Raw genomic sequence first — 14919 nt, forward strand, 5'->3', positions numbered from 1 at the left:
ATTAGAAGCAGTATATGAGTAAATGATTTTTTCCAATCAAGGGTATCCTCTCTGATAAACACTTGCCTTACCACCGCAAAGCGGTTTAGTTCAACATCGCATTACCGACACTAGGTTCGCATTTTATGCCATATTAGTGGGATTTGCGAACTTAATTTCGGTAATATTTGCTTATCTCATAACAATTTAGAACTACTCTCTTCTATTTAATACCTTCTATCTATTTCTACATAAAAAATCGTAAATCCTCCATAAAATAAAAAAGACTGGAAATTAATCCAGTTTATTTGTTAGTATCTATGTAACTTTCCCCCAAGATAAATGCTATTATCCCACCTGTAATTCCTTTACAAAAATTCCGACATGATTTTCAAAAGGGTTTTTCCGACATAATAATATATATAAGTTGAAATAAATATTTTACAATTGAACACAAAGACGGTCTATAATTGTTGGCAGATTTTGATTGATAGACCTTATAAACTTTCTTACAGCTATTTTTATTTTTCTAGCATCAGTATAGAAAACATTATTTATTATGTCAGATTTTAACCATCCCCATAAGCCTTCAATTAGGTTGAGATTTGGACTATATGGTGCTAAAAAAACTAGTTCTAATCTATATTTGTGCTCTTCTAAGAATGGCTGAATTAACTTAGCATGGTGAATTTTAGAATTGTCTAAAATCATTGCAATTTTTCCGGTAGGATATATTTCTAAAACATTTTTCAGGAAGTTCAAGAATATTTTAGCATCAATTTTGATTTTATCCAGCTTACTGGACTTAGTCCACTTTTTTCTGGGATGCTGCTCCATTTTGGATTTTGCAGCAACTGGTTTTAGATCTTCCTTGTTAGTATTTGACTTTATATCAGGACGGCCTTTTTCTCCCTTTAGAGTATTGATATAATCTTTCAACTTTTGAACCTCCCGTTGCAGTTGTGTTTTTTCACTGTATAGTTTTTCCACCATGCACAACAGGAATTCAAGTAAGGTTCTTGTCTCAACTGGATTATTAAAATTGATTTTATCTATATTCAGTTGTTTGATGAGTTTCATAGAATAATCCATGTTGTCCTCCATAATTATCTTAATAATAGTAAGATGCCCTATTCCGATAATTATAGAGTAGGTAATTATCCCCATGAATTACTGAGTATTTACGAACAGTTTGAATTTGATGTGGTTATTTTTACCATGTAATAGATTAATTACAAACTATATATATTTTTTTGAATTGGTTATATATTTCCATTGTTGCTTTTTCTGATATTTCGTCTCCTAATATTTCTCTTTCAAATTTTAGCCTTTCTTCCAAAGCTAGTATTATATTTGAAACTTGAAGCATGTTATCTAATTTTAGATTCATTTTCAACATCCTTTCTTTTTTTCTTAAAATATTAAATCTTCATTGCCGTTTTCTTTTTGATAGCGGTACCAGTTGAACATTGAAACAAAATCCGCAGCTGATATTCTTTCGCCCATATATACCAGCCCACCGTATTGATCTTTGGTGTAAATGTATACGTCACCACCTACTACTTGTTTAACCTCTAAATCTATTATTGTTGATTTTGATTGCATTTTTTGACACCGCATCCTCTTTTTTTTATAATTTAATTATCACTTTATATACTTATATTATAGTTTATTGTAACTTATTTGTCGATTGATTTTTATAAAAAAGTTATAGCTTTCTATAATTATTTTTGACATTGTTGTAATAATGATATATAATCATACATATGAAACATGTCTGAAAGGAGGAGAAATGTAGATATGATTAGTTATGCACCCTTAAGGGCCATACTAGGGCACCATAAGAAGAATTACAAGGAGATTAGGGAAGAGCTTGGCATTGGCACCAATACCTTAGCGAAAATTAAAAATGACACTGGATATGTGTCATTAGAAGTGATTGATAAGATATGTAACTATCTATCTGATGAAGTTGGGAGAGAAATCAAGATTGAAGAAGTGCTTATGTTTGCATTAGATCAGCCGGCAGAGCAAAAAGAAAAGGAGTAGGGGTTCCTACTCCGAGTGTTTTTTATATTTACTTTTACACTTGCAAACGCTCTTTCAAAGCTTCCTGTAAGACTTGTGAGAAATTCACTCCCTCTTTTTCTGCTGCTTCATTTAGCCAGCTTGGTATAGTTACGTTTTTTCGAATCGTACGCATATCATTTGCCTTACGATATGCTAGAAAATCCACATCTACTAGGGTTACAATTTCATTAGATTCATGCTTTATATTCTCTATTTCTATTGTTTCCGGTTCTGGGATTTTTCTTCCGCAATCTTCTTCAGTTATTCCCCAAAGACCAATGGCATCCCTTGCCATTTCGATTGCATCGGCTATATCCGTACCTTCTGTATTTATTTTCATATCTGGCACATACACAACATAGCCATTTTTAGCAGGTGTAAGGACAATAGGATATACTTTTTTCATACTATTATACCTCCATTCAAATAGGTGTGACAAAGATGGTTTCATTTACTTTTCCATTCGTGTATATCTCATGTTTGCCACCTTCTCGGAGTTTCCACCATCCATTCTTTTCTAGCTTTTTTATCAAGTCTCTTCGCTTCATTCTCCATACCTCTAACACACTATCTACATTGTCATTATACACATTAAATACGTATGAGTCAATGGTTTTTGCATATTTTTTTATAATTTCTATCTATCTCTTTTGTTGGTATTTCAATAATCATAAAGCCTTTGAAAGGTTTTAAAAAGGTCTTAACAAAAACCCGTGTGAAGCGGGTTTTGCTTCGCACAAAAAGGCAGGGGCAGATGGCATTTAGAGCGGAGTAGGAGTGGATTTGCTGGGGATGTAATCGCCCAGCTGTAGTATTTTAGAAAAGAAGGGTTTTATATCTTCGTCTTATATGCTAAGCTATTTCACTTTACGGCTTGTATTATTGTAGAAATTTTTATTGTCTTAGGTGTAAAATTGATTTTTCGTACTGACACTACAGGTGCCTTTTGTTTTGACCTTCTAAATTTTGGGTTAGGTTTTGACTTGAAAGCTATTAAAAACAGAAAGTCAAAATCGTAGTTATATATTATATTATATCACTACTTTTTAAAAAAATTTCATTTTATTAAATTTCACTTTAATTAGAAGTAATTAGGCTTTTTTTGCCTTCTTCTTGTTGCACTCTGTGAAAGTGACTGACACCAAATCAAAGATTTGGGTCATCTACTTTTTTGTATTGGTTACGTATTCCTCTAAATCCTTGCGCATTTGTACTAGTTTTATTTGATTCTCAAAAAGTTTATTCTGTAAATCATTAATGATTGCTTCTGCATTTACTAAATCATTCTCTTTGTTCTGAAGCTTTTCTTTTAATTCTATGCTTTCTCTATCATTTTTTTCCTTATAGGTCATTAATTCTTCTGCCTGTTTTTGTAATAACTGAAGGCTTTCCTTTTTTTCCTCTAATTCCTTTAGAACTAAATTATAATGGGTTTTAATTTGTTCTAATTCATTTAAGGGGTCTGTATGCTCTTTCTTTATTGTATCAAGTTGATTCTGCAGCTTCAGCAACTGATCAGCTACATTTATACAAGTTAAAACAGCAATCATAGAAATGCTTAATTTGCTGTTATGTCTTGTAATAAGATCCATTTGTTCATCAACAAAGTTACCAACCTTCAATAGATAGTCTTTAGGCTCTGTACCTATAATGGGATAGTCTTGTCCATTTATTTTTATTATTACTTTATTTTTCCTTTCCATAGTAGATCAACCCCTTACTGGACGAATACAATTTGTTTAAGTACTATATATGATTTCTTTATAAATAGACAATCTCCTGCCTAAAAGTTACTATAAAATAAATTTTATTTTTAGCAATGCAAGATTAAACACAAACTATGTAATACCACTACATAGTTTGTGCCATTTTTACTAGTCTCTTAATGTTCCTCCTAATGTCTCTTTGATAGCCTCTAAAATTCTTTCCTGAACAACATTTACTTCTTCATCCTTTAAGGTTCTTTTACTATGTCTATAGGTTAATGTATAGGCTATACTTTTGTATCCTTCAGCTATTTGATTTCCTTTATAAACATCGAAAAGTTTATAGCTTTCTAAAATATCTTCACCATTAGCTACAATGATATTCTCTATTTCTTTTACTAAAATATGATCCTTTACTACTACTGCAAAATCTCTAGCGATTGAAGGATATTTCGGTAGCGGCTGGTACATATTACCTAAGCGTGTTAACCGAAGTAATAATTGAAAATCCAGTTCTGCACAATAACACTTCGTTCCTATTCCATAGTTTTCGGTTACCTCTGGGTGAAGTTCACCTAAGGTGCCTATAGTATGATCTCCATAAAGAATACTGCCGCATCTACCCGGGTGAAAGGTTGAATGATGTTTTTCAACTTCGTAGATATATCCCTTAATTCCTAGTCGATCCAACAAAGTATTTACTACGCCTTTTAACATAAAGAAATCTTCTTCTCCATACATTCCTATTACTAAATTCAAAGGTTCATGAGGTAATTTCTGAGATACGTCAATTTTTGAAATAAAAATTCTGCCCAATTCAAAAGCCCTAAATTTTTCTATTTTTCTATTATAATTCCTTGCCATAACCTCCAATAAATTTGGTAATAGACTGGTTCTCATCACACTAGTTTCATCTCCTAGTGGATTTAACAGCTTAATGAAATTTCTTTTTATCGTTTCATCGCTTAATCTAATTTTATCTGCACTTTTAGGACTAACAAAGGAATAGGTTAGTATTTCATAGATCCCCATAGCATTTAAAGCTTCCTTTGTTATATCCTCAATAATTTGCCCATTTGTTTTTCCACCAACAACAATATTGCCCCTTGCCATCGTAGCAGGAATTTGATCATAACCATAGATTCTACCTATTTCCTCGACAAAATCTGCTTCTTGATCTAAATCAACACGATAGGTAGGTATAGTAATTTCTAAACAATCATTTTTTTCTTCCGTCTCTAATTCTAAGCTTTTTAATATACTAATCATTTGCTGATTAGATAAATTAGTACCTAATAAAGCATTCACTCGTTGTGGTCGAATACTTCGCTTTTCTGCTTCCTTTTTTGCAGGGTAAACATCAACTGCACCCTCTAAAACCCTGCCTGCTCCCAGTTCTTCAATAAGTTGACAAGCACGATCAGCTGCTAACGATGTAATATTAGGATCCAGACCTTTTTCGAATCGTGAAGAGGCTTCTGTTCTAAGCCCCAGTTGCTTTGAAGTCAATCGAATCCCTTCTGGCTCAAAGTAAGCAGACTCTAATAAGATCGTTTTTGTCTCTGATGTAATCTCTGATTCCTCTCCCCCCATGACCCCTGCAATTCCCAGTTCTTTTTTGGTGTCACAAATCATGGTCATATAATCCTTAAGCTTTCTTACTACCCCATCTAATGTCTTAAAGGTTCTACCTCTCTGTCCCTTCCGCACAATAATCGTGTTGTCTTCCACATAGTCCATATCAAAGGCATGTAAAGGTTGCCCGTATTCTAACATAACATAGTTTGTTATATCTACGATATTACTAATAGGTCTAATACCTGCTTTAGCTAATCTCTGCTGCATCCAATCTGGTGATGGCTTAATCGTCACATCTTTGATTACTCTCGCAACATATCTTTGACAGCCCGCTTCATCTTCTATGATCACTCTTGCTGAATCACTGGTCTTTTCATCTATTTCCTTTACCTCTACACGGGGATATTTTAATGTCGTCCCAATGGTAGCTGCAACTTCTCTCGCTATACCTATCATACTTAGACAATCAGGTCTGTTAGAAGTAATTTCAAATTCTATAACTTCGTCCTCCAGTTCAACTACTTCTAATAGGTTTTTTCCTAGAGGGTAGTCTTCTCCTAATATCCAAATGCCATCCTTCATACTCTCAGGAATAACAGATTTAGCTATGGCTAACTCATCTTGAGAAATTAACATTCCGTCTGAGATTTCTCCACGGAGCTCTCCTTTAACAATCTTTACTCCACCGGGTAATTCAGCGTCATTTAAAGCTACAGGTATGTAATCTCCAACAGCGATATTCATAGCTCCAGTTACAATTTGTAGCTTTTTGTCACCTATATTTACAATAACAATAACTAATTTATCCGCATTAGGATGGGGTTGAATATCTTCAATTTTTCCTATAACAACGCCTTCAATATCAACACCTTTTTTTTCTATCCCTTCTACCTTGGAGCCAGACATCGTCATTTTATCACATAATGTTTTTGTATCTATATCTATATCCACGTACTTTTTCAACCATTTTACTGGTACTAACATAGTAGAATCCTCCTTTTTCTTCTAAACCTTAAATCTAATCATCCACTAAAATTGCTTTAAGAAACGCAAATCATTTTCAAAGAATAACCGAATATCATCAATTCCATATTTTAACATGGTTAAACGATCTATACCCATTCCAAAAGCAAAACCACTATATATTTCTGGATCAATGCCACAATTTCTAAGAACATTTGGGTGAACCATCCCAGCACCTAGTAATTCAATCCAACCACTGCCTTTACAGAAACTGCACCCGTCACCGCCACACTTGAAACAGGAAGCATCAACTTCTGCACTAGGTTCAGTAAAGGGGAAATAATGAGGTCTAAATTTAATTTCTGTATGGCTTCCTAGAAACTCTTTTGCAAACACCTCTAAAGTTCCTTTTAAATCCGCCAATGTAATGCCTTTATCTATTACTAAACCCTCCAGTTGATGGAACATCGGTGAGTGCGTAGCATCTGGGGTGTCATTTCTAAAGCATCTTCCAGGTGAAATGATACGTATAGGAGGTTTGACTCTTTCCATAACCCTTACCTGTACAGGGGAGGTTTGTGTCCTTAATATAACATCCTTATTGATATAAAACGTATCTGACATATCTCTAGATGGATGGTTTGCAGCGGCATTTAATGCATCAAAGTTATAATACACAGTTTCTACCTCTGGTCCTTCTGCAACTTTGAAACCCATTCCTATAAAAATGTTTTTCAACTCATCCATGCTTTGGGTTAGTGGATGTTTTTTCCCTAACCTTACATCTTTACCAGGCATTGTAATGTCAATGGCTTCCTTTTCCAACTGTTGCTCTAATGCCTTGCTCTTCATAGCTTTTTTTGCTTCTTCTAGTAAAGATTCCACCATCTCTCTTACTTCGTTGGCTACTTTCCCTATTTTTGGTCTTTCCTCAGGAGACAAACTGCCCATCCCCCTCAATACTTCAGTCAATTCTCCTTTTTTACCTAAATACTTGACCCTTATTTTTTCTAGATTTTCCATGGAGTCAACGGATGTAATTTCTTCCTTTGCATTTTCTTGTAATCCTCTTAATTTACCTTCCATAGCCATACTCCTTCCTAATAAACTGTAATTTCTAAGCAATAAAAAAAACCTTCATCCCACAAAGGGACGAAGGTTTACTCCGCGGTACCACCCTAATAGCGTATCTCTAACGCCTCTCAAAGACAATAACGGTGTCTTTCCGATAAAGCCTACTACTTTTTCAGCTTTATAGCTCCAGAGCGAACTTCTGCTATACTTATCTGAAGTGCTTCCAGCCTATGGCAACTTCTCTCTGTAAAATAGTCTATAGCTTACTTTTCTCTTTCTTAGCTATTACCATTAAATATTTCTTGATTTATAATCAATTTTTTATACATAATATAGGCTGTAATGGAGCCAGTTCGTTCAAATATTCTCCAAAATGCGTCTGCCATCTTCACCGAACCACACTTCCTTCCCCTAAGCCATTCTCGTAGATATATTATAGCATAGGTTAGAAGTAGAAACAAGGGAATTGATTTAATTATCTGTAAATTTTTTGAAATTTCTAAAGATTCGCTTAGGCTTTATGTTCTATAGCTTTATAGATTAGAATCGCTGCTGCAATAGATGCATTTAAGGATTCAATCTTGCCTAGTATTGGTATTTTAACAGAAACATCCACCTGCTGTAGCAACTCCTTATCTATTCCATTAGCTTCATTCCCGATGATAATAGCAATATTTCCTTTATAGTCAATATCTAAATAGGTTTCCTTGGTATCTAAATCACTTGCAATTAGTTTCACATTATTATTTTTCAAAGGCTTTATCCACTCTTCATTATCCTTTGTTTCGATAATAGGTATATGAAGTAATCCCCCCATAGTAGCCCTCACGGTTTTACTATTATAGGGATCTACACATCCTTTTGTTAAAACCACTGCATCTGCACCAGCAGCCTCAGCAGTACGTATTATGGTTCCCATATTGCCAGGATCTTGTATTCTATCTAGTACAACCCAAAAAGCATCTTCTCCTATAGAAATGGACTCTAAATCCCTATTCTTCATATTTACAATAGCTAAAATTCCCTGAGGATTATCTGTATCAGACAATTTCAGAAAGATATCATGGGATACTTGATAACACCTGTAGGTTTTCATAGCATTTTCTAACAACAGATTTCCACCTTGAAGCTTCATCAGTTCTTCAGAATAGATAATATATTCTATTGACAATTGATGCAAAAGACATTCTTCAATAATACGGATGCCTTCTATAATAAATTGCTTATAGATTCTTCTGTTTTTCTTTAACTGCAATCCTTTGGTATGTTTTATTATTTTATTTTGCTGACTCGTTATGATCTCTTTATCCAAAATCTTCACCTAACTCAATACTTTCTTATTTTTGAAGTCTTTTTAAATCGTTATTGTTTCCAACAACTACTAAAACATCCCCTCTATGAACAATATCCTCAGCGGTTGGTGAAACATTGATGTTGCTTCCATGCTTAATTGCCATAATATTAATGCCGTACCTTGAACGAATATTTAGATCTAATAGCGTTTTTTCATGCCATTCATCTAAAGCAGTAATTTCCATAATGCTATAATCAGGTGCTAACTCTATATAATCTAAAATATTAGTAGAAACTAAATTATGAGCAACCCTCATTCCCATATCTCTTTCAGGAAAAACAACTCGATCTGCTCCAATTTTATATAACACCTTAGCATGCATCTCACTTTGTGCCTTTGCTACTACATATTTTACGCCTAACTCCTTCACAATTAAGGTGGCCATAATAGAGGATTGTATGTCAGAACCTATCGTGATCACAGCTACATCAAAGTTTCTAAGACCTAGAGAACGCAATGCATGTTCATCTGTGGCATCTGCCTGCACTGCATGGGTAACTCTTTCTGAAATGTTTTGTATTGTTTCTTCATGTCCATCTATTGCTAAAACATCATGTCCTAGTTTGTAAAGATTTTCAGCTACACTCCTGCCAAAACGCCCACAACCAATAACAACATACTGTTTCATTTTTTCACCTTCCTAACCTACCAATATTTTACCTTCTGGATATTTTATTATTCCTTTATTTTTCTTTTGCCGTCTTGCTAAGGCAAAAGCAATCGTCAAAGGCCCTACTCTCCCTGCAAACATCATAAAAACAATAACTAATCTCCCGATGTTACTTAACTCAGAAGTAATACCTAAGGATAATCCCACTGTTCCAAAGGCAGAGATTGCTTCAAATAATAAGTCTTCAAACTCAAGATGTCTCTCTGTAATCATTAAAATCATTGTTATCATCATAATTAAAGTTAACCCGATTACTGCTACCGTCAATGCACGATTTACTATATCTCTAGAAACTCTTCTATTGAACAACTCCGTATCCTCTTTACCTCGTATTACAGAAAATACAGTAAAAAGAATAACACCCAATGTAGCTGTCTTGATCCCTCCAGCCGTAGAAGCAGGAGAACCTCCAATGTACATAAGCACCATTGTTAACATCTTTGATGCATTGGTCATTTCATCTAATGGAATCGTATTGAACCCTGCGGTTCTAGGAGTCATCGCTTGAAAAAATCCTGCCATAAATTTACCACCGATGCTCAACTCACCTAATGTTGCAGAATTATTCCATTCCAATAGCAAAAATCCACCAAAGCCTATAGCTAATAATAATGCTGTTATAAATAGTACCATTTTAGTATGTAATGAAAGCCGTTTCAGTGCACTATGATTATTATTTATGTCAACTATTACCGAGAATCCTATCCCCCCAACAATTACCAGCGTCCAAATAGTAAAATTTACGATGGGATCAGCAACATAAGGGGTCAAGCTTCTTCCACCTCCGATTAGATCAAAGCCCGCATTGCAAAAGGCAGAAATAGCATGAAATATTCCATAGGATATACCTTTTATCCACCCATACTCTGGAACAAATCGAAAAGACAAAAAGAAAGCTCCTATACCCTCTATAATGAAGGTTCCTACCAAAATATATTTAGTGAATCTCACAATTCCTGCTAAAGAGTATTGATTAAGAGCCTCCTGCATAACTAATCTTTCTTTTAAGGAAATTTTTTTTCCTAAAAGTACAAAAAACATAGTGGCCATCGTCATAAAACCTAAACCGCCCACCTGAATCAATATTAAAATCACTGTCTTCCCAAAGGTAGTCCAATAGGTTCCAGTATCAACGACTACTAGTCCAGTAACACATACTGCAGAAGTAGATGTAAATAAAGCATTGATAAATCCAACACTTTGCCCATCCTGAGAAGCTATTGGCAGGTTCAACAGGATGGCTCCTATTAAAATAACGATGGCAAAGCCCATTACCAATATTTGTGTTGGTGCTAAATCTAATTGCATCATTTTATCCTTCATTGTGAAACACCGCCTACTATAAATAATCGTGAGACATATTTATTATATTATTATTTTCAAAATAATTCCACCATAACTATGCGTCTAGATTTATTATTGTGATACTAATATAAAACTATGCCTAAAGAATAGCCAAATAATTTAAAGAGTCCTATTTAAAGGACTCTATTTGTTTTACTCTGTATAAGCAACCAGCTGCAGATCATATATTATACTCTATAAAAGCAACTGACACAAAATCATAGATTTCGTGTCAGTTATTTTTAGTTATCTTATGATCATCTGCTTAAGCATTTAATTTTTCTTTTGCAACATTTACTAATTGAGCGAAGCCTTCTTTATCATAAATAGCCATTTCAGCTAGTACTTTTCTATTCATTTCAATTCCTGCTGTTTTTAATCCATTCATAAATCTAGAATAGGATAAACCATTGGCTCTTGCTCCAGCATTTATTCTTGTAATCCATAATTTTCTAAAATCTCTTTTTCTAAGCTTTCTGCCTACATAAGCATGTTTTAAAGCCTTCATTACAAATTGATTTGCAGGTTTAAATAATTTACTTCTTGCTCCTCTAAAGCCTTTTGCCAGCTTAAGTATTTTTCTATGTTTTTTCTTGGCATTAACCGCCTTTTTTACTCTAGCCATTGTTTACAACCTCCTTTTACGATATCTACTATGCTAAAATTTGTGCTAATTTTTTAGCTTCACCTTTGAATACTAGTGTAGCTTTTCTAAGATTTCTTTTTCTCTTAGCAGATTTTTTAGTTAATATATGACTTTTATAAGCTTTCGCTCTTTTGATTTTTCCTGTTTTCGTTTTCTTAAATCTCTTTGAAGCACCTCTATGACTTTTCATTTTTGGCATTGTCGTTTCCTCCTTCTAATCTATGAGTTCTTGGGAGTCAAAACCATGATCATTTGTTTCCCTTCAAGTTTTGCTTCTTTTTCAATTTGGCTAATTTCTGCCACCATATCCTTGAATTCATCAATAACTTTTTTACCTATGCTTATATTGCTAAGCTCTCTTCCTCTAAAGCGCAAAGTAACTTTAACTTTATCGCCGCTTTTCAAGAATTTTGTAGCCTGATTTACTTTAACCTGTAAATCATGCTTTTCAATATTTGGGCTAAGTCTAACCTCTTTAACCGTAACAACTTTTTGATTCTTTTTGGCTTCCTTTTCCTTTTTAGCCAGCTCATACTTATGTTTTCCATAATCCATGATTTTGCAAACCGGGGGTTTAGCCTGTGGAGCAATCTTAACTAAATCCAAATTTTTGCTGTTTGCCAGTTTTTGCGCTTCCTTAACTGGCACGACACCCATTTGGTCCCCATTAGAATCAATTAGCCTAACTTCCTTATCCCTTATTTCTTCATTGATCTGAAGTTCATTAATATCTCTAATAATTTGACACCTCCTAAATAATTTTATAAAATTATACTTTCAAAGATCCCAACGCTTGCTTGAATTTAAGCATATTGCAGAAATTATAATTCGTTAGAAAAATTTACAATTTCAACTCAATAAAAAAAGCGAATAGTCAATACTATCCGCTTCTAGTTCAATAACATAACATTTACCTTAGTAAATCTCTTGTGTCTGTTATTAACCTTACCAACTTTTGCTGCAAGGTGAGAAGCGGAATCTTCTACTTTGTTTTCTACAATATGATATCAGTCTATTAAACTTTTGTCAAGTATTTCATAAATATTTTTTATCTTTATGGTAATGCGTGTTTAGTATTTGCTCATATATGAAAAAAATACAATTTTTTTCCTTTGCTTTTCTTCTCTTTGTCTATCATTTTATTTGCAGTTTTGGGTATGCTATTTTTAAAGACAGTATAAGGTGGTGATTCAGTGAAGAAAAAAATGGTGTTAATGTTTTTCTTGATTTTCCTTAGTATAACAATCATCTCTAGCCTTTCATTATTTTCAGGAGATGAAACAAATAATAGTTTTGTTAATAAAGATCGCTTATTGCTTATAGGCATAACTGCTTTCTTTTTCATCTATTATATTAAATTGGATAAACCATTTCAATATGCACATGCAACGATTAATAATGAAAAAAAAGAGAATGATCAAAATAACAATGAGTTCTTTACTAAGCCAAAAGTAACCTTTGAAGATGTAGCAGGTCTAGAAGAAGTGAAAGAAGAATTGATTGAAGTCATTGATTTTATCAACGAAGTAGAAAAATACCAAAAAATGGGCGCTAAAATTCCTAAGGGAATTTTATTTTATGGACCTCCCGGAACGGGAAAAACTTTATTAGCATCTGCTGTAGCTGGTGAAACAAAGTCTTCTTTTTTTACCGCCAGTGGTTCTGAATTTGTAGAAAAATATGTTGGTGTTGGCGCAAAAAGAGTACGTACTCTTTTTGAAAAGGCAAAAAAAGAAGCTCCTAGTGTTATATTCATTGATGAAATTGATGCTATTGGTGCAAAAAGACATTTAGACAGTAACAATGAAAAGGATCAAACCCTCAATCAGCTTTTAATAGAATTGGATGGCTTTAATACAGATCAAACGGTTGTCGTAATTGGAGCCACTAATCGTTTAGACTTATTGGATGAAGCGTTGCTTAGACCTGGACGTTTTGATAGACATATGTTTATAGGCAACCCAAACGTAAAGGCTAGAGAAGAAATATTGAAGGTGCATACTAAAAATAAACCCTTAGATACAGATATCAAGATCGCTGATTTAGCTAAAAAAACCCATGGCATGAGCGGTGCTCATTTGTCTAATATTGCTAATGAAGCTGCGATTATTGCAGTTAGAGAAAATCAAACTACAATTTCTATAAAGCATTTTGAACAAGCCATAGAAAGAGTAATCGCTGGCTTACAGATTAAAAATCCTACAGTTTTACTAAAAGAAAAACAAATTGTTGCCTATCACGAGTCTGGTCACGCCTTGATAGGAAAAATACTAAGTACCGATATGGTTCAAAAAGTATCTATTATTCCTAGAGGGCAGGCATTAGGCTATGTGCTACATATGCCTCAAGATGATAGATATATTATGACAAAGGAAGAGCTTTGTAGTAAAATTATGGTCATGCTGGGAGGTAGAGCTGCTGAGGAAATTATTTTCGGTCACTTATCTACCGGAGCAAAAGATGACTTGAAAAAAGTAACCGAAATTGCAATGCAGATGGTTTGTGAGTACGGCATGAGTGATCTTGGATATATGTCGAATAATCCTACAATGATGCAGGTATTAGGTCGACAAATCAACAAAGAAATGAATAAAATCATTGATGAATGCTACAATACAACCTTAGAACATCTAAAAACCTATAAAAATGAATTAGAAAAAATATCAGCTGCCTTAATGGAGCGCGAAACATTAAATGGTGATGAATTAAATGAATTGCTGAAGGATTTTATGGAGAAAGCAAAGGAATCAAAAAAAGAATTAGAGGCAGTATAGCATCAAACCAGGTTGTCTAACTAGACAGCCTGGTTTTTTATTACCACTTATATAATTTCTCTTTTAACTTCTTCAACAGTGTTTTTTATAAAGTCAGCTATCTTCACGATTCCAAGCTCTCCCTTATCTCTAGATTTTATGTAGTGTCATATTTTCAACTTTTCCATTTCTTTTAGTAAATTTACAACTATCAGTGTACAGGTTATAATTACCCCAATTAGAATAGATATTAAGATCATTATACCTGCGTAATATCCATTTCCTAAACTAATATATATAGGGGTATAGATAGCAAATAGAAAAGACATAAAACCACATAAAATTCCTAATAAAATACAATAGATATATTTCAAAATTTAGCCTCCTTTGAGAAGATTTACTATTCAGTTGAGTAGCCCGAAGGAATATCTTCAGTTTCCAACCTATTCTTTGCACTTAGAACCTTCATATGAAGTTTTCTGCTGTCGTTCTATATTCATCGAATCCTTATCTTAATCTTTTCAATATATTTCTCCACTGATTCCTCGTAAAATTATATAATATATACTAATTCACTTTTTCCAAATTCTTGCTATAATAAATTTAGAAAGGTCTTAACCAGTAGAAACCGTCAGGTTGCGTAAAAACCAACCACAAAAACATATAAAAAAACGCCTCTAATCATTTAAATTTCAATGATTTTATGATATAATTAAAGTAAAAAAGAGAGGTTCTTTACATGTCAAGATATATAAAAGGTGATGATAGAAATCAGTTAAATA

Annotated in this window: 16 protein-coding genes, 1 pseudogene and 1 other annotated feature; of the genes and pseudogenes, 2 read left to right on the top strand and 15 right to left on the bottom strand. The window is 33.6% G+C overall.

Features of this window, described 5'->3' with window-relative positions; all coding sequences use genetic code 11:
• Nucleotides 1–420: 420 nt before the first annotated feature.
• From CHB72_RS27615 to CHB72_RS24620, 3 genes and pseudogenes are all read right to left on the bottom strand, one after another.
• A pseudogene (locus CHB72_RS27615) lies at nt 421–756 on the bottom strand (transposase); the annotation flags it as partial.
• A gap of 451 nt (nt 757–1207) precedes the next feature.
• A complete protein-coding gene (locus CHB72_RS26935) occupies nt 1208–1369 on the bottom strand; it encodes a hypothetical protein (RefSeq protein ID WP_176431611.1) in 162 nt (53 codons plus the stop codon).
• Between the two features lie 23 nt (nt 1370–1392).
• Nucleotides 1393–1584, bottom strand: coding sequence for a hypothetical protein (locus CHB72_RS24620; RefSeq protein ID WP_089285518.1), 192 nt, complete (start codon nt 1582–1584; stop codon nt 1393–1395).
• Between the two features lie 195 nt (nt 1585–1779).
• Here CHB72_RS24620 and CHB72_RS24625 point away from each other — a divergent pair, with 195 nt between their 5' ends.
• Nucleotides 1780–2028 carry a helix-turn-helix domain-containing protein gene (locus CHB72_RS24625; protein WP_141131592.1) on the top strand — a complete coding sequence of 83 codons (249 nt, stop codon included), beginning with the start codon at nt 1780–1782 and terminating at the stop codon, nt 2026–2028.
• A 34-nt stretch (nt 2029–2062) separates the two neighbouring features.
• Here CHB72_RS24625 and CHB72_RS24630 read toward each other — a convergent pair whose 3' ends face one another.
• The 11 genes from CHB72_RS24630 to infC all read right to left on the bottom strand — a co-directional run bounded on the left by CHB72_RS24630 (nt 2063) and on the right by infC (nt 12149).
• Nucleotides 2063–2455 (bottom strand): type II toxin-antitoxin system HicB family antitoxin, encoded by a 393-nt coding sequence (locus CHB72_RS24630; RefSeq protein WP_089285520.1) that lies wholly within the window; start codon nt 2453–2455, stop codon nt 2063–2065.
• A gap of 16 nt (nt 2456–2471) precedes the next feature.
• Nucleotides 2472–2597 carry a type II toxin-antitoxin system HicA family toxin gene (locus CHB72_RS26100; protein ID WP_141131594.1) on the bottom strand — a complete coding sequence of 42 codons (126 nt, stop codon included), beginning with the start codon at nt 2595–2597 and terminating at the stop codon, nt 2472–2474.
• 615 nt (nt 2598–3212) lie between these two features.
• Nucleotides 3213–3752 carry a cell division protein ZapA gene (zapA, locus tag CHB72_RS24635; RefSeq protein WP_089285521.1) on the bottom strand — a complete coding sequence of 180 codons (540 nt, stop codon included), beginning with the start codon at nt 3750–3752 and terminating at the stop codon, nt 3213–3215.
• 171 nt (nt 3753–3923) lie between these two features.
• Nucleotides 3924–6317, bottom strand: a complete 2394-nt coding sequence (gene pheT, locus CHB72_RS24640) for a phenylalanine--tRNA ligase subunit beta (RefSeq protein WP_089285522.1) — start codon at nt 6315–6317, stop codon at nt 3924–3926.
• A gap of 45 nt (nt 6318–6362) precedes the next feature.
• Nucleotides 6363–7382, bottom strand: a complete 1020-nt coding sequence (pheS, locus tag CHB72_RS24645; RefSeq protein WP_089285523.1) for a phenylalanine--tRNA ligase subunit alpha — start codon at nt 7380–7382, stop codon at nt 6363–6365.
• A 59-nt stretch (nt 7383–7441) separates the two neighbouring features.
• Nucleotides 7442–7659 (bottom strand) — a binding site (T-box leader).
• 222 nt (nt 7660–7881) lie between these two features.
• Nucleotides 7882–8691: a TrmH family RNA methyltransferase gene (locus tag CHB72_RS24650; protein WP_242975267.1), complete on the bottom strand. Its 810-nt coding sequence runs from the start codon at nt 8689–8691 to the stop codon at nt 7882–7884.
• A 16-nt stretch (nt 8692–8707) separates the two neighbouring features.
• Nucleotides 8708–9352, bottom strand: a complete 645-nt coding sequence (locus CHB72_RS24655) for a potassium channel family protein (protein WP_089285525.1) — start codon at nt 9350–9352, stop codon at nt 8708–8710.
• A 12-nt stretch (nt 9353–9364) separates the two neighbouring features.
• A complete protein-coding gene (locus CHB72_RS24660; RefSeq protein WP_207652646.1) occupies nt 9365–10717 on the bottom strand; it encodes a TrkH family potassium uptake protein in 1353 nt (450 codons plus the stop codon).
• A 286-nt stretch (nt 10718–11003) separates the two neighbouring features.
• On the bottom strand, nt 11004–11363 hold the full coding sequence (rplT, locus tag CHB72_RS24665; RefSeq protein ID WP_089285526.1) for a 50S ribosomal protein L20: 360 nt from the start codon (nt 11361–11363) through the stop codon (nt 11004–11006).
• A 28-nt stretch (nt 11364–11391) separates the two neighbouring features.
• On the bottom strand, nt 11392–11583 hold the full coding sequence (gene rpmI, locus CHB72_RS24670) for a 50S ribosomal protein L35 (RefSeq protein WP_089285527.1): 192 nt from the start codon (nt 11581–11583) through the stop codon (nt 11392–11394).
• Between the two features lie 20 nt (nt 11584–11603).
• Nucleotides 11604–12149, bottom strand: a complete 546-nt coding sequence (infC, locus tag CHB72_RS24675) for a translation initiation factor IF-3 (RefSeq protein ID WP_089285528.1) — start codon at nt 12147–12149, stop codon at nt 11604–11606.
• 440 nt (nt 12150–12589) lie between these two features.
• On the opposite strand from infC, the gene CHB72_RS24680 reads away from it, so the two are divergent.
• Entirely contained in the window at nt 12590–14158 is a 1569-nt protein-coding gene (locus tag CHB72_RS24680) for an ATP-dependent metallopeptidase FtsH/Yme1/Tma family protein (RefSeq protein WP_408606592.1), read from the top strand.
• Nucleotides 14159–14304: 146 nt separating this feature from the next.
• On the opposite strand, the gene CHB72_RS24685 is transcribed toward CHB72_RS24680, so the two are convergent.
• Nucleotides 14305–14511, bottom strand: a complete 207-nt coding sequence (locus CHB72_RS24685) for a hypothetical protein (RefSeq protein WP_089285529.1) — start codon at nt 14509–14511, stop codon at nt 14305–14307.
• Nucleotides 14512–14919 lie beyond the last annotated feature (408 nt).

This window comes from Anaerovirgula multivorans (assembly GCF_900188145.1).
Lineage (GTDB): Bacteria > Bacillota > Clostridia > Peptostreptococcales > Natronincolaceae > Anaerovirgula > Anaerovirgula multivorans.

Coding starts and splice junctions, on each gene's coding strand:
- CHB72_RS24680 (WP_408606592.1), top strand. CDS start 12,590: ATGGTGTTAATGTTTTTCTTGATTTTCCTTAGTATAACAATCATCTCT.
- CHB72_RS24630 (WP_089285520.1), bottom strand. CDS start 2,455: ATGAAAAAAGTATATCCTATTGTCCTTACACCTGCTAAAAATGGCTAT.
- rplT (WP_089285526.1), bottom strand. CDS start 11,363: ATGGCTAGAGTAAAAAAGGCGGTTAATGCCAAGAAAAAACATAGAAAA.
- CHB72_RS26100 (WP_141131594.1), bottom strand. CDS start 2,597: ATGAAGCGAAGAGACTTGATAAAAAAGCTAGAAAAGAATGGATGGTGG.
- CHB72_RS24660 (WP_207652646.1), bottom strand. CDS start 10,717: ATGAAGGATAAAATGATGCAATTAGATTTAGCACCAACACAAATATTG.
- CHB72_RS24625 (WP_141131592.1), top strand. CDS start 1,780: ATGATTAGTTATGCACCCTTAAGGGCCATACTAGGGCACCATAAGAAG.
- CHB72_RS24655 (WP_089285525.1), bottom strand. CDS start 9,352: ATGAAACAGTATGTTGTTATTGGTTGTGGGCGTTTTGGCAGGAGTGTA.
- pheT (WP_089285522.1), bottom strand. CDS start 6,317: ATGTTAGTACCAGTAAAATGGTTGAAAAAGTACGTGGATATAGATATA.
- CHB72_RS24620 (WP_089285518.1), bottom strand. CDS start 1,584: ATGCAATCAAAATCAACAATAATAGATTTAGAGGTTAAACAAGTAGTA.
- pheS (WP_089285523.1), bottom strand. CDS start 7,382: ATGGAAGGTAAATTAAGAGGATTACAAGAAAATGCAAAGGAAGAAATT.
- rpmI (WP_089285527.1), bottom strand. CDS start 11,583: ATGCCAAAAATGAAAAGTCATAGAGGTGCTTCAAAGAGATTTAAGAAA.
- zapA (WP_089285521.1), bottom strand. CDS start 3,752: ATGGAAAGGAAAAATAAAGTAATAATAAAAATAAATGGACAAGACTAT.
- CHB72_RS26935 (WP_176431611.1), bottom strand. CDS start 1,369: ATGAATCTAAAATTAGATAACATGCTTCAAGTTTCAAATATAATACTA.